Consider the following 13,655-nt stretch of genomic DNA (forward strand, 5'->3'; position numbering starts at 1 on the left):
GGGTGGAGATTCTCACGGACTTATTGACCGAGTTAAGTGAAATGGGCAGTTATAAGGCGGGAGCCGCGATCGCGGCCAAAACCCTGTCACCCCGGTGTCGGGTGGTGGGCGTAGAACCCCAGCTGGCGGATGATGCGACCCGTTCGTTCTATAGCAAAACCCTGCAAACCGTCACCAACCCTGACACGATCGCCGATGGGGCACGGACGCCGTCCTTGGGAAAGATTACATTCCCGATCGTCTTGCATTTAGTTGATGAGATGGTCACGGTTTCCGAGGCTGAAATTATTGCCGCCATGCTCTTCCTCTGGCAGCGGTTGAAGTTAGTCGTGGAACCAACGGGGGCACTGGCAACGGCAGCCTTATTAAGTCGCAAACTGCCCACAATGCAGGGGCGGGTCGGCGTGATCTTGAGTGGTGGGAATGTGGATTTACCCCAGCTTTTAACCTTGATCCCCAGGGAGTTGTCTACTGATATTGGCCCCTAGTCGTGGGTGGTAAGGCCGTGGGAAACGGGGTGCGGATCGTCACGACAGCAGCGCTCAGGGATGTCGAAATGTAAAGCGAGAATCTATAGTCATATGAAAATTTGGCTGCGATCGTTGGTTTTGTAGGTCACAATAATGCCTACGAGTTAGAGTGAGTGCTCATGCTTCCCAGCCGCAGCTACGCCCCGGCCCCGCCCCAAGAAACGGAAACCCGTGCCCGCATTTTGCTCTCAGCCCGTCGGTTGTTTGCCAACCAGGGCTATGACGGCACGACCACACGGGATTTGGCCCAAGCAGCGGGAGTGGCTGAGGGAACGTTGTTTCGGCATTTCACGAATAAAAAAGCCATCCTGGTAGAGGTGGTGACCCAGGGCTGGGTGGAGATTCTCACGGACTTATTGACCGAGTTAAGTGAAATGGGCAGTTATAAGGCAGTGGCCAAGGTGATGCATCGCCGGATGCTTCATTTCCGCGAAAATGCCGATTTGTTAAAAGTTTGTTTTATGGAATCCCAGTTCCATCCTGACCTGCGCGATCGCATCCAAAAGGAAGTCATTGACAAGATGATGGATGTGGCGGAGGCATTTTTTCAAACTGCAATGGATCGGGGGGTTTATCGCCGGATGGACCCAAAAATTGTGGCACGGGTATTTTTGGGGATGTTTACGGTGGCCGGGTTTAGTCAGGATACGATTATGGAACCAGGGACCTCACCCAAGGCGATGCAGGAGATGGCCGAAGGGATTGCGGATATTTTCCTGAATGGGGTATTGGCCGCTAGTTGAATTCGTTGGCTTGTATAAGGGTTGACCCAGCCTACCGCAATTAAACGTGATGACTGGTATTTTTTTAGGCTAGAGCGGTGCCTGCCACCCCGTCAGGGGGTGTACCCGTTGCAGTTCCGCACTCATCGCCCCATGTAGGTGGCCATTGCTAGCCAGAATGCGCCCCGATGACAACACAAAGGGACTGCCATCATAGGCCGTCACTAGCCCCCCGGCTTCCTCTACGAGTACCACCCCCGCCGCCAAATCCCACGGCGACAGCCCCCGCTCCCAATAACCGTCTAACCGCCCACAGGCCACATAGGCCAGATCCACCGAGGCCGAGCCGCCCCGACGCACGCCTTGCGTCAGATGGGTGAAGTGGCAAAATTCGGCGTAATTGTTATCGGGGGTCTCCCGGCGATCGTAGGCAAACCCCGTCACCAGCAAACTCTCCCGGAGGGTTGCCGTTGCCGATACCCGGATGGGTTCCCCATTGCAGGTCGCCCCCAACCCCTTGGCAGCACAGAATAGCTCATTCATCAACGGCGCAAACACCACCCCCACCTGAGGAACCCCGTGGACCAACAGCGCGATCGAGACGGCATAAAACGGGTACTGGTGGGCAAAATTGGTGGTCCCATCCAGGGGATCGATCGCCCACAGGTAGGGGCTATCCCCCGGTCCCGCCAGCCCCGACTCCTCCGCCAAAATACCGTGTTCCGGGAAATGGCGCTTGAGGATAGCAATCACCGTCGCTTCCGAGGCCTGATCGGCCTCCGTCAGGAGATCCCCCGGTCGGCCCTTTTCCTGAATCGACGCTAATTTGCCGTAGTAGGTTTGGAGTTGTGCCCCCGCCGCCAGGGCAGCCTCCGTCGCGATCGCTAAAAATTCTTGCATGGGACCCGTTCACCGCCTGCCAATGATTTAATCCACCCCATTACCCTGAATCACTTGCTTCAAGGTTGTCAACGTTTCCAGGCCAATAGCCCCTCGGCGGTGGCCCTTTTGGCTCGACATCCCCAGGGCAATATCACGGGCACGCTTGGGATTGCGGGTAAACTGGGGTGAGGCATTGATGTAGACCGCTGCACTGGTCACCCCGATCGCAAACTGGCGACTCTCGCGATAGGACTCGGTAATCAGACAATCGGCGTGGCCGCTACTGTAGTGATTGATCCAGGTGATCGCGGTCGCCAAACTATCCACCCACTTAAAAATCACCACCCTATCCAAGGCCGACTGGCTCCAGTCCTCCGGGGCCGTGGGTTCCAACTCCGGGAATTCCGCCACCAGGGCCTCATCCCCCTTTAGCCGAAAGCCGTGCTCGCGTAAGTGACTCCAGAGCGAGGTTAGGGCAGCGGGATTCTGCTTGGTGTGGACCAGAACCTTTTCGATCGCATTCACCGCATCCGGTTCCCGGCGATGGCTTTCCAAAATGACCCGACGCACCATCTCTAAACTGCCCGATGCGGACCAGTAAAGATAACAATTACCAATCGCCGTGCGCAGGACAGGGGCCGTCGCCTGCCGCACCACCTGTTGCACTAAACTGGGCCGTCCGTAGGGGATCACGAGATTGATCCAGGCATCCTGGGTGACCAGATCCCGAATCGAACTGCCCTGTTCACTGGCCAGGTGGGTCACACAGGCCAGGGGAAACGAAACCTCTTCCAGGGCTGCCTGCAAAGCCGCCGCGATCGCCTGGTTGGAATGGCTGGCCTCGTTGCCGCCCTTCAGGACTAAGCTATTGCCCGTGCGTAAACACAAGCCCGCCGCGATCGCCGCCAACTCTGGTAACGCCTCATAGACGAGGGCAATCACACCCAGGGGCATATGCTGGGCATAGGATTGGCAATTTTCGACCGGATATTTAGTAGAGATGACCTGTTGAATGGGGTCCGACAGGTCACTGAGCTTTTGCAAAACTTGGACAGCGGTTTGGAGACGCTCCGGTGTGAGCTTCAGCCAGTCCAGGATCAGGTCCGGCATGGCCATTTCATGACTGGTCTCCAGATCGAGGGTATTGGCTTCCAGAATAGCGTCCTGACGTTCCCGCAGGTTTTGGGCCATTGCCCGTAGGGCACGGCTGCGATCGCTGCCGCTGACCTTGGCCAGATGGATCGCCCCTTGGGCTGCTTCCTGGACCGCTGTCAGGACCGCCGCAGCGGGATCAGCTTGAGAAGTCGGTGAATGCTCCATCATCTGCTTACCGCCGATAGGCTAACCACTGTAGCAGCGGGATGATCAGGATCAGCAGCAGCGGGATCATTACCAGAACCAGGTTCATATCCGGGCGGGCAATCAACACCAGCAGCAGCCAGACAATCGGTAGCATCAGAATCGTCAACGCTAGGGGTAAATAGCTGTCCTGCAAGCCGGAATGTGCCCGATGCCATTGGTGGCCCGTCCAACGCCAGGCCTGCTTATAGGGATAGTGGGTCGAGAGTTGCTCGATGACATAGCCATTCTCCTGCACCACAAAAATTTGCTGACAGCGATCGCAGCCGAGGGCTTCCGTGAGGGCGATCGGGATCAGGCGTCCCCGCCGCCGACAGGGGCAAGGGTAATCCGTATTTAGATCGACTTTTGGTGTCTTTTGCACGGGGACAGATTCAGCTAACCAAAGGTTAGGGGAAGCGAGGGTCAGTAGCCTGAGGATTCGGGCCAAGAGCCGAAAATCCCGGTCAACCAGAGGCGCACAGTAGGGCGGTATCACCAGTAGCGGTCTTCACCAACGAGGTTCCCCGATGAGGTAACCGAGTCTCCCCTACCCTGTCTCTCCTACTATTATTAGATACTATTCAGATCGATGCTATTAGGAACGAATGATTCAGCAGCAAATCCCTAAACTAACCCCTTAAAGTAAACAACTGTAAACGGCCCTGAGGTGACGACATCCCTCTTGCCGATCGCCCCAGTGGCTCCTGCGGCCCCTGTCGCCCTCACCCATGCCTAACTGCCTGGTATCCGATCGTCAGACCATCGTCCGCAAGCAGCGCGAGTCGTAATGCATAGGAAATTGAGCAACTTCACGCAGCGATTATCACCTGGCCATGCCTGGCTGCTCTGTACACTCATCCTGCCTACGGTGATGTACGCGCCGTCAGGGGTGGCTCAGAGCAACTCTTGTGTGAATTATTGGGTTAATAGTCGCACGGGCCAGTCTGAGTGTTTGGATGCGGATGCCAATTCCCAGACGCCCACTATGGCTCCACCGGCATCCCCTAGTCCCCCATCCAGCCCTGCCCGGCCAATGGAGACGCCCACCAAACCCCTCTCGGGTCAGCCCGCCAAGGCACCGAGCGCTGCGGAAGCCTTTTTAAACCGGCTTCAGGCGTGTCAACCCGGTGAAATTTCTATCCCCCACCCTCTCGCCCGCCTCATTGCCCCCGATCTGATGGCACGCACTGTGATTAAGGGATGGCAGGATAATCGCTGCCTTGTCGAGTACTTTGCCCAATCAGCCCTGGAACCCCGGGTAGAACAGATGTCTGTCCGCTGTTATTTGCCACCAGCAACCCTTGCCCTCTTAACGGATGAGCAAGCCTATGAGGAGGCCAGATATTATGCTCGAACCGGTCAGATTATGAGGAATATGAATGCGGCTGCCACCCAGCGCTATCGCACGATTTCTGCGGCCATGTCATCCGTCTGCCAGGGCATGAGTAATGGCCAACCCTTGCGTTCCCAATTCTAATGTTGCCCCCGATCGCCCCCATGCCGGATCTCGTGACCCCTCGCCCGATCGTTCTCACCAACGCCCAACTGCCAGGTCTGTCAGGCTCCCATACGACGGTTTTGCAACCGGGTGCCATTGTCCAGCAATGGCCAGGACCCGTTATCCCTAACTCAGATTTAGGCGATGCCCTCGTGATCGATCTTCAGGGGGATTGGCTCTCCCTCGGTGGGGTCGATCTCCAGATCAATGGTGCCCTCGGGCTGGCATTTCCTGATTTAACTGAGGCCGATGGCACTGCCCTCCAGGAAATTTGCCGCACCCTCTGGCAGCAGGGGGTTGATGGCTTTTTGCCCACAATTGTGACCACCCGCCTTGACAAGATTCACCGTGCCCTAGCGGCGATCGCCCACTTTATGACTCAACCGCCCGCACCGGAAACGGCGCAGATTTTGGGTGTTCACTTGGAGGGGCCATTCCTCAATCTGGAGAAACGGGGGGCACATCCGGCGGCGTATTTGCAACCCCTGACGCTGGATACGGTGAAAACAGTGCTGGGGGACTATGCCGCGATCGTCAAGGTGATGACCCTGGCCCCGGAGTTGGATGGGACGGGGACCGTGATTCCCTACCTGCGATCGTTGGGCATCACCGTCAGCCTCGGTCACTCCCAGGCAACCGCAGCCCAAGCCCGTACTGCCTTCGCCCAAGGGGCCAGCATGGTCACCCACGCCTTCAATGCCATGCCGGGATTACATCACCGGGAGCCAGGGTTACTGGGGGCTGCCTTGACCACGCCGGGGGTTGCCTGTGGGGTGATTGCCGACGGTCAGCATATTTGCCCCACGATGCTGGATCTGTTATTGCGGATGACCGCAACCCCTAAAGCAGCCGATGGGGGGGGTCCCTTGTTCCTCGTCAGTGATGCCCTCGCTCCGTTGGGACTCCCCGACGGGACCTATCCCTGGGACGATTCTCCTGGGGAGACGCTGCGCGAACGCCAGATCACCGTGACCCAGGGCACCGCTCGCCTGGGGGATGGCACTTTGGCGGGGACAACCTTGCCCTTGCTGGCGGGGGTACAAAACCTGGTCCAGTGGGGGCTGTGCGATCCGGGCCGGGCGATCGCCTTGGCAACCCAAGCCCCACGGGCCGCGATCGGGCTGCCCATCGGGGAATCTCCCCTGGCCTCCCCCTTGCGCTGGCACCACGATCCTCAAACCGGGCAACTTCACTGGCAGCGGCTGCTAAGCACCAACCGGAGTGGCCTTGGGAGGGCTTGATGCGAGGACTCGCGTCAACCGGATGCAGGGCTGAGATAAATTTTTTCGGGAATCTGGTAAAAGCCCGTCCATTTTGGGTGGGATGGTGTACTCTATGGCACAAGAAAACCCGCCGGACGGCGGGTGTTGATGTGAGAAGAGGGCGGTTGAACGCTGCATACGTTTGACCGCCATTTTTATCTTCGCTCAGATCTTCCGTCTGGTCATGCCCTTAGTAGCATTTCTCTATAGTGACGATCGCGACGCCTAAGCGGGATCGGCAGGTTGATCCGGGTCAATGTCTTGCGCCACATGGGATTCAGGCGGCGGCACCAGGGTGAGCGGTGGGGGAGGCGTTGCTGCGGTCGATGCAAAGTTTTTTGACGTTTCCACCGGGCTGCTGGCTGTTGGGGGGGGATTACGGCTGGCATCGGACTCAGGTGCGGCATAACGGGAGCGCGATCGGTCCTGCAATAGCCGACTAACCTGTTCGATCAACCCACCCAATTTACCCTCATCCAGCAGGGTATCCACAAACTGAAGGCCACTGGTGGACAGCAGCAGTTGACTGATGTCGGGGCTAGCCCCTCCCCCATTGTTCCCCCCAAAGCTATAGACGCGGGCATCCCCCAGGACACCGGGTTGGGGAGCCAAGGCCAGCAGGATCTCTGGTAATTTATCGATGAAGGCGGGGCCAAGGCTGTTGATCAGGTCCGCCGTCAAGTTGCCCGTGCTAATGTGATTGCGGGCGGCGATGCCAGCGGCAATACCCTCCGCTTCCGCCACTGCCCGATCGCGATTCGCTAGGGCCAGGGTGCGGATCGAGGCAGCTTCCAGTTCGGCAGCCTGCCGGGCAATTTCCGCCTGCCGCCGCCGCCGGAAGACATCAATTTCCACCAGGTTTTGCTCGGAGATGCGCTGCTTCTGGGCCTCCTGTTCAGCGGCAAGGACAGCCAACCGCTGTTGCCGTTCGGCAATTTCGATCTCGGTGGCGGTTTGCACCCCGGCTTCGGCTTTGGCCCGTTCGGCTTCGGCGGCCAGACGTTGTTGTTCCTTCTCGGCGATCGCGATCGCCGCGTCCTGTTGGGCAAGGCGGGAGAGGCGTTCAGCTTCCGCCACCTGCACCTGGGAGGCCAACCGGGCTGACTCCACCGTTTGCTGCCGTTGAATATTGGCAACTTCCGCCTCCTGTTGCTGCAAGGCTTGGGCGACCTTTAACTGCTTCTGCCGTTCCTCTAGGGCGATGTCGGCATCAATCTGGCTCTGTTGGACAGCCAACTGCTGCCGGATTTTTTCCTCCTCCACAGATTGCGTTTGCAGGATTTTATTCCGCTCAGTCTTGGCGGTTTCCTTGTCCTTAGCCTCCTGGATTTCCCGCTCCCGCTGTGCCCGTAGGGCTTCAATTTCCAACTGTTGCGCCAGTTTGGCACTCTCGGTTTCCTGGACAATGCGCAGGGATTGCTTCTCTGCATCCAATTCCCGCTGTTCGATCGTCACCTGGGTGGTGAGTTCCACCTCGCGCTTTTGCTGGATAGATTTCTGAATGGTCTCCGTCCGCAGGCGCACACCTTGGGCATCGAAGAAATTATTCGTGTCGTAGGTGTCGCTCTCTTCAATTTCGGAAATGGCAATATTATTCAGCGTCAGCCCCACCCGTTTGAGATCCTGTTGAATCAGGTTCAAGACTTCATCGGCAAAGCCCAACTTATCGGAATCGATTTCCGCCAAGCTCTTACGTTTTGCCGCCGCTCGGATGGCATCGTCCGCCCGTTTTTCCAGGGCATCTTTGATATTCTCCGCCGTAATCCGTCCCTGTTGGGAAAGACGCGCCGCCACGGTCAGTACATCCTGCTCGTTAGGACTGACGCAGACATAGAACGTTACCCGCATATTGGCCCGCAGGTAATCCTGGGTGCGCACCGCCAGTTTGCCCGTGCGTTCTACATCAATCGAAATTTCCCGTAACGGTACCCGCGTCAACTCATGGAATCCCGGCAGGACCACACACCCCCCGTTCAAAAACACCGATTTTTTGCGATTACTGCCAATCCCAATGCGCACAAACGCCTCGTTGGTCGGCGTGATCACATACACCCGCGTGTAGGCCCACACCCCAACCAAAATCAGGAAAATCACGCTCGCAAACACACCGGCAAAGAACGGCACCTCCCCGATTTTGAACCCACCCCTCCCTGGGAATTGGGCCAAAACGAGTGCAGGCGGCGGGTCCAATTTGGAATTTGGAATTTGGAATTTGGAATTTTGCGCAGTCAGCGGTGTCGTCGCCGGCCCGCTGGCGATATCCGTCGAGCGGGCGATCGCTGGTTGGATCGCGGCGGCTGGGCCTGTTGGCGATAGGATGGGCAGCCCCACGGGCAGTTGCAGGGCGGCGGCGGTTAACAGGGAGCGGGAAAGGGTGAGCCAATAACGCATAACAATACCTAACGCAATCGTTTTCTGGAATTCGGACGAGCAGGTCCCTCGGCCAACCACTGCTGTTCGTCAAGACTGTCTTTGGCAATGACAACATACCCCTGGTCATCCTGGTAATCAATTACCCAAATGGGGGTACCCCGGCGGGGAACAACGGTTGCCCACTCTGGCAACACCGCATTGACGGTGACTAAATTATGGGCCGCATCAATCACATCCACTTGGCCAATCTTGCCCGATCGCAGGGGGGGGACTGCCGCCGAACTGACGGTGCCGCCACAGCCAATCAGCCGTTCACTGCTGGCATCTTCACCAAAGGCGGCAAACAAGAGGCCGAGGGGACGGGCCAACCAACTGCCGATCGTGAGGCTCAGCGCCAAGGAGCCAAAGAAAATCAGGCCACCCCAGCCCAAGATTCGGGTGGGGATGGCCCCCAAGCGGTGCCCGAAGCTCACGTTCAAAATCCAGCCAATGAGGCCCCAGAAGCAAAGATCGATCGCCAAGAGCAGCACCAGGGGCACCTTGCCAACCCCTAACCAACCGAGCACTTGGAGCAGGCCGATTCCCCCCTCCACCTCAGTATCTGTATCGGCGTCCAGATCCCATAATGACTCAGGAGCACCTGCCTCGATCATCATGTCGAGATCGGTATCGAGATCGACCTCCATTTCGGCCTCCGTCTCGCCCCCGCCCGCGAGGATGACCATTAGCAGCAGCCCCATCCCAAGACCGAGGAAAATCCAGTAGGGCAGGTTGGCTGGATGAAAAAGCATAATCGTGACGACTGAGTCGGTGTCCTAGTCTTAGTTCACCCTAACGGTAACCTCCGTGAGACAGCAAAATTGAAAAATTTCGCAATCTTCCGGATAGGGGGCGGGTATTCCTTGGAAATGGGGTCAGCAATAGCCCCATGCCTTAGGGGTTACCGAGGCGCAATGGTGCTCGCTTACCCGGTTGGCTAACGGTCCGATCAAGGCATCCTCCCCCAAGGGGCCTCCCAGCACTTCTAACCTAACCCAGGGATCTAGCTAAGATGGGAAACGTATCCCGCTGTACCTCAGGCAAGACTTCGTTAACGATTCCTAGGGGAACGCTCACACCCCATGCTGATCAAGTTATAGACTACTGAGATGCGTTATGAAGACTTTATGCTATGGTGCGATCGTCTGGAGCAAAGATCAGGTACGTCATGGGATTGAGCGTCGGTTAGGGCTGATTTCAGCGTTGGGTGTATTACGGTGCCCTGCGGATGCGGGCGGCACAGTCAGCCAGATGGATACGCAGTCGCGCTAGGTCTTGATTGTGTGGGATAAAACGGCTGTGATTTTCAATTTGTTATGTCGCTTACAATGGCAATCTCCTGAGGCTCCCTTGCAACACCCAACTGCTAGCCCCCAGCCAACTTTACCCATGAAACCGGCACGACTTCACCGGCGATCGCTGAGTTTGCGGACAAAACTGCTCATTGTCTTTAGCATCCTGTTCAGTCTGGTGTTTGCGGGCGCGTTTTACTGGTTTTATACCTTCACGACGGAGAAAACGCTCACCAGGCTACGGGCGGATATGCGAGCCACACTGAAGGGAGCCGCCCACGGGGTTGATGTTGAGGAATTGTGGGCACTGTACCAGACGGGCGAGCGCAATGCGGTTGGCGCTTCCGATGACGATCGCTATCAACGCCAGTTACGTTGGCTGGAAGTTGTCCACCAGATCGAACCCCGCGTTTGGTTGTATTCCTATGTGGTCGGTCCTGCCGATCGCAATCGCCGCATTGGCCCTGCGGCTGTTCCCCCCGATGCCTTGGAGATTGTGTACCTGGTTGATCTCTGGCTGATTCGTGATCCCCAGAAGGCTGCTGACTTTCTGGAATCGGCCCCCGCCAACCTCGACTTGGACTTGCTCCGGGAGCGGCAACTGATCGAAGTATCGAGTATTTATAGTGACAAATGGGGCAGTTGGCTATCGTCGTCGGTGATTCTGGACGATACGGGTGAGCAATTGTTGATGCTAGGGCTGGATATTGAGGCCGATTATGTCCTGCAAATCCAACACGCTATCCGGCAACGGGTGGGGCTAGCCTTTATCCTGACCTATAGTATTTTCTTCACCTTAATTTATTTACTATCGGGGGTCCTGACCCATCGCTTGCGGGATCTCACCAACGCGGCGGAGGCTATTCGGTTCGGTAATTATCAAATCGCCCCCCTGAGCTTTGCCGATCATGATGCATTCCCCGATGAAATGCATACCCTCGCCGCGGCGTTCAACAGCATGGTCGCGGGTATCCGATCCCGTGAGGCGCTGATTCGTCAGGGCAAGCAAGCCGAGTATGAAATGCGCTTAGCCCTGCAAAAGGAGCGGGAATTGAATGAGCTGAAATCCCGTTTTGTCTCAATGGTTTCCCACGAGTTACGCACGCCAATGACGGTGATTCGGACCTCGCTGGAACTGTTGCAGCGCTACGGGCACCTCGCCCCAGCCGCGAAACGGGAGGAGTATTTTGGGCTGGCCCAGTCGGCAGTGGTCGCGATGAACCAATTGATCGAAGATGTGCTGACAATCGGGAAGGCCGAGGCGGGGAAGCTGGAACTGAATCCGGTGGAGTTGGATTTGGTCAAGTTCTGTCGGGGCATTGTGCAGGAATTGCAAATGGGTGCCCAGCAGGCGATTCGATTACAAACCCCGGCAACCCCCCTCATGGTGTATTTAGATCCCCAATTGCTGCGATCGATCCTAACCAACTTGCTGTCCAATGCGATTAAATATTCGCCGAACGCCACGCCGATCGTGGTGCGCATCCGGGGGGATGATACCCACGTCAGCCTGGAGATCCAGGATCAGGGGATTGGCATTCCCAGGGATGATCAAACCCGCCTTTTCCAACTGTTCCATCGGGCCAGTAATACCACCAACATTCGGGGCACAGGGTTAGGGTTGGCGGTGGTCAAGCAGTGTGTGGTCCAGCATGAGGGCCAGGTGAGTTTCCATAGCCAGGAAGGCCAGGGCACAACTTTTACCGTGCGCTTACCGCGCTACGTCCAACCCACACTAACCGCGACCAGTGTGCCGGAAACGGGCCGCGAGAGTGAGTAAGGCGATCGCACGCAGGTTCGTTAAAACAGGAAATAACGCTGGGCCATTGGCAGGACTGTCGCGGGTTCGCAGGTGAGTAACACCCCATCGGCCCGCACTTCGTAGGTTTCGGGATTGACTTCCATCCGGGGCAGGGCATCATTCAGTTTCATCGCCCGTTTGCTCAATTGGCGAATATTGCCCACGGCGATCGCCGGCTTTTGTAACTTCAGGTGTTGGGCAACGTCCTTGTCGATCGCCGCCTGGGACATAAAGGTGAGCGATGTAGCCGCGATCGCGCCGCCAAAATTGCCAAACATGGGGCGGGTATGGACGGGCTGGGGCGTCGGAATACTAGCATTGGCATCCCCCATTTGGGACCAGGCAATCAGGCCGCCCTTGAGGATAATTTCCGGTTTCACCCCAAAAAAGGCCGGACGCCAGAGACACAGGTCCGCCAGCTTCCCCTCTTCAACCGAACCCACATACTGGGCAATGCCGTGGGTGATCGCCGGGTTGATCGTGTACTTGGCCACATACCGCTTGGCGCGGAAGTTATCGTTGCGATCGGAATCCTCTGGCAGCGGTCCCCGCTGTACCTTCATCTTGTGGGCGGTTTGCCAGGTGCGGAGGATCACCTCCCCCACGCGCCCCATTGCCTGGGAGTCGGAGGCAATCATACTGAAGGCCCCCAGGTCGTGCAAGATGTCCTCAGCGGCGATCGTTTCCCGACGAATGCGCGATTCGGCAAAGGCCACGTCTTCCGGGATACTGCGGTCTAGGTGGTGACAAACCATCAGCATATCCAGGTGCTCTTCCAGGGTATTGGCCGTATAGGGCCGCGTCGGGTTGGTCGAAGAGGGCAACACATTTAGTTCACCGCAGACCTTAATAATATCGGGGGCGTGGCCCCCGCCAGCGCCTTCGGTGTGGTAGGTGTGAATGACGCGATGCTTAAAAGCGGCGATCGTATCTTCCACAAACCCCGACTCGTTCAACGTATCGGTATGAATCGCCACCTGAACATCGTAGCGATCGGCCACACTTAGACAGGTATCGATCGCGGCTGGGGTGGTACCCCAATCCTCATGGAGCTTGAGACCGATCGCTCCTGCTTCTACCTGCTCATTGAGCGCTTCCGGTAAACTGCTATTGCCCTTGCCCAAAAAGCCCAAATTCACTGGAAACGCATCGGCAGCCTGGAGCATCCGGTAGAGATTCCAAGGCCCAGGGGTACAGGTGGTCGCATTAGTTCCCGTCGCGGGTCCCGTGCCACCGCCAATCATCGTGGTGATGCCGGACGCGATCGCCGTTTCAATTTGCTGGGGGCAAATAAAGTGAATGTGGGCATCAATCCCACCAGCGGTGAGGATCATTCCCTCCCCGGCGAGGGCTTCGGTGCCTGGCCCGATGATAATATCAACATTGTCTTGAATGTAGGGATTTCCGGCTTTGCCAATCTTAGCGATCCGGCCATCTTTAATGCCAATATCCGCCTTAACAATCCCCCACCAGTCGAGAATTAAGGCATTAGTAATCACCAGATCCACGGCTCCCGCCGTATTCGGAATCGGGGACTGGCCCATGCCATCCCGGATCACCTTACCGCCGCCGAATTTCACCTCATCGCCATAGGTCGTGAAATCCCGTTCTACTTCAATGATCAAGTCCGTATCCGCAAGGCGCACGCGATCGCCCACGGTGGGGCCATAGGTTTCGGCGTAGGCACGGCGATCCATGCGATAGCTCATGGTTGGACTCTCCCAATAATGGACAGGCTGCTTTGACAACTCCCCGGCCTAAAGGCGCGGGGATGCTTGGCTCACAGGGTGTCTTAGACATTGCCCTCACCAAGCTTCTTGACGATGTGCCCCACCGCTGCAATCCCGCGCTGCCTCACTACCTGAGCTGCTGCTACATCCCGATGCGCGGTGTAGCCACACTCTGGGCAGTGATG

General features: G+C 57.3%; 12 protein-coding genes. 6 read left to right on the forward strand and 6 right to left on the reverse strand.

The annotated features are described in order from the left end of the window. Positions 1–488 (forward strand): pyridoxal-phosphate dependent enzyme (locus ACWIUF_RS02795; protein ID WP_448570669.1); only part of this gene is annotated, 488 nt, incomplete at its 5' end. Positions 489–649: 161 nt separating this feature from the next. Further along, positions 650–1,273, forward strand: coding sequence for a TetR/AcrR family transcriptional regulator (locus ACWIUF_RS02800; RefSeq protein ID WP_448570670.1), 624 nt, complete (start codon positions 650–652; stop codon positions 1,271–1,273). 69 nt (positions 1,274–1,342) lie between these two features. On the opposite strand, the gene ACWIUF_RS02805 is transcribed toward ACWIUF_RS02800, so the two are convergent. From ACWIUF_RS02805 to ACWIUF_RS02815, 3 genes are read right to left on the reverse strand one after another with little or no spacing between them, the layout of a single operon-like run. Further along, the gene (locus tag ACWIUF_RS02805) at positions 1,343–2,152 is read right to left on the reverse strand and encodes an inositol monophosphatase family protein (RefSeq protein ID WP_448570672.1); all 810 of its coding nucleotides are present in this window, start codon (positions 2,150–2,152) and stop codon (positions 1,343–1,345) included. Positions 2,153–2,179: 27 nt separating this feature from the next. Further along, positions 2,180–3,457: a glutamate-5-semialdehyde dehydrogenase gene (locus ACWIUF_RS02810; RefSeq protein WP_448570674.1), complete on the reverse strand. Its 1,278-nt coding sequence runs from the start codon at positions 3,455–3,457 to the stop codon at positions 2,180–2,182. Positions 3,458–3,461: 4 nt separating this feature from the next. Further along, positions 3,462–3,857: a hypothetical protein gene (locus tag ACWIUF_RS02815; protein ID WP_448570675.1), complete on the reverse strand. Its 396-nt coding sequence runs from the start codon at positions 3,855–3,857 to the stop codon at positions 3,462–3,464. A gap of 528 nt (positions 3,858–4,385) precedes the next feature. On the opposite strand from ACWIUF_RS02815, the gene ACWIUF_RS02820 reads away from it, so the two are divergent. Next, positions 4,386–4,952: a hypothetical protein gene (locus tag ACWIUF_RS02820; RefSeq protein WP_448570676.1), complete on the forward strand. Its 567-nt coding sequence runs from the start codon at positions 4,386–4,388 to the stop codon at positions 4,950–4,952. Next, the gene (nagA, locus tag ACWIUF_RS02825) at positions 4,952–6,214 is read left to right on the forward strand and encodes an N-acetylglucosamine-6-phosphate deacetylase (protein ID WP_448570678.1); all 1,263 of its coding nucleotides are present in this window, start codon (positions 4,952–4,954) and stop codon (positions 6,212–6,214) included. Before ACWIUF_RS02820 ends, nagA begins: the two co-directional genes overlap by 1 nt. Before the next feature lie 246 nt (positions 6,215–6,460). On the opposite strand, the gene ACWIUF_RS02830 is transcribed toward nagA, so the two are convergent. Next, a complete protein-coding gene (locus ACWIUF_RS02830) occupies positions 6,461–8,626 on the reverse strand; it encodes a flotillin family protein (RefSeq protein ID WP_448570679.1) in 2,166 nt (721 codons plus the stop codon). A gap of 8 nt (positions 8,627–8,634) precedes the next feature. Further along, positions 8,635–9,399, reverse strand: coding sequence for a DUF1449 domain-containing protein (locus ACWIUF_RS02835; protein WP_448570681.1), 765 nt, complete (start codon positions 9,397–9,399; stop codon positions 8,635–8,637). 364 nt (positions 9,400–9,763) lie between these two features. Between ACWIUF_RS02835 and ACWIUF_RS02840 the strand changes: the two genes are divergently transcribed. Next, positions 9,764–9,919, forward strand: coding sequence for a hypothetical protein (locus ACWIUF_RS02840; RefSeq protein WP_448570682.1), 156 nt, complete (start codon positions 9,764–9,766; stop codon positions 9,917–9,919). 117 nt (positions 9,920–10,036) lie between these two features. Continuing rightward, positions 10,037–11,719 carry an ATP-binding protein gene (locus tag ACWIUF_RS02845; RefSeq protein ID WP_448570683.1) on the forward strand — a complete coding sequence of 561 codons (1,683 nt, stop codon included), beginning with the start codon at positions 10,037–10,039 and terminating at the stop codon, positions 11,717–11,719. A gap of 20 nt (positions 11,720–11,739) precedes the next feature. Here the strand turns inward: ACWIUF_RS02845 and ureC are convergent, their stop codons facing one another. Then, positions 11,740–13,449 carry an urease subunit alpha gene (ureC, locus tag ACWIUF_RS02850; protein WP_448570684.1) on the reverse strand — a complete coding sequence of 570 codons (1,710 nt, stop codon included), beginning with the start codon at positions 13,447–13,449 and terminating at the stop codon, positions 11,740–11,742. Positions 13,450–13,655 lie beyond the last annotated feature (206 nt).

It is taken from the genome of Trichothermofontia sp. (assembly GCF_053493415.1).

Excerpts from the sequence above, each read along its gene's own strand:
- ACWIUF_RS02800 (WP_448570670.1), top strand. The coding sequence starts at position 650 with ATGCTTCCCAGCCGCAGCTACGCCCCGGCCCCGCCCCAAGAAACGGAA.
- ACWIUF_RS02805 (WP_448570672.1), bottom strand. The coding sequence starts at position 2,152 with ATGCAAGAATTTTTAGCGATCGCGACGGAGGCTGCCCTGGCGGCGGGG.
- ACWIUF_RS02810 (WP_448570674.1), bottom strand. The coding sequence starts at position 3,457 with ATGATGGAGCATTCACCGACTTCTCAAGCTGATCCCGCTGCGGCGGTC.
- nagA (WP_448570678.1), top strand. The coding sequence starts at position 4,952 with ATGTTGCCCCCGATCGCCCCCATGCCGGATCTCGTGACCCCTCGCCCG.
- ACWIUF_RS02830 (WP_448570679.1), bottom strand. The coding sequence starts at position 8,626 with ATGCGTTATTGGCTCACCCTTTCCCGCTCCCTGTTAACCGCCGCCGCC.
- ACWIUF_RS02835 (WP_448570681.1), bottom strand. The coding sequence starts at position 9,399 with ATGCTTTTTCATCCAGCCAACCTGCCCTACTGGATTTTCCTCGGTCTT.
- ACWIUF_RS02840 (WP_448570682.1), top strand. The coding sequence starts at position 9,764 with ATGAAGACTTTATGCTATGGTGCGATCGTCTGGAGCAAAGATCAGGTA.
- ACWIUF_RS02845 (WP_448570683.1), top strand. The coding sequence starts at position 10,037 with ATGAAACCGGCACGACTTCACCGGCGATCGCTGAGTTTGCGGACAAAA.
- ureC (WP_448570684.1), bottom strand. The coding sequence starts at position 13,449 with ATGAGCTATCGCATGGATCGCCGTGCCTACGCCGAAACCTATGGCCCC.